The 503-nt window shown below is 27.2% G+C and carries 1 protein-coding gene; it reads right to left on the reverse strand.

What is annotated here, in order from left to right; all coding sequences use genetic code 11:
* Positions 1–87 precede the first annotated feature (87 nt).
* Positions 88–503 (reverse strand): hypothetical protein (locus QZ357_RS06240; protein ID WP_290773293.1); only part of this gene is annotated, 416 nt, incomplete at its 5' end.

A 503-nucleotide genomic window follows, 5' to 3' on the forward strand; every position in this document is an offset into this window, starting at 1 on the left:
AGGATGAAGAAATTGAATTTGATTTGGTTGAGTAACAAGGGGCTTATAGCCCCTTGTTTTTTTTGTCTTAAAATATTTAAATTATTGTTACTTATTTTCTAAAATTTCTCTAACTTTATCTATGCTTTTAAAATTTGTTTTTTTTGCCCAATCAATAGGAATTATTAACGGTTCATCATCTCCTCCTGTTGTAATTTTAATTCCTTTAATTTCCCATATACCGTCTTTTTCTATTCTTTCATCGGTAATATTGAAAAAAACAGATTTTAAGCTATTTAACCAATTTAAGGAAATACAAGAAACGCCCTTTTCTCTTTTTTCTGTAGCAAAGTTGTAACTTGGGAGATATGCAGTTCCCATTTCATTAACTTTAGGTTCTCCGATTCTATAATATGTGTGGATATTGAAGTCTATATCTTCATTTTTTAGGTCATAACCAATACTGATTATTTCAAATTCAATTAATGAATATTTACTCATTACATCATATAATTCATTGTTAT

The sequence above is a fragment of the Anaerofustis sp. genome (assembly GCF_019420015.1).
GTDB lineage: Bacteria > Bacillota > Clostridia > Eubacteriales > Anaerofustaceae > Anaerofustis.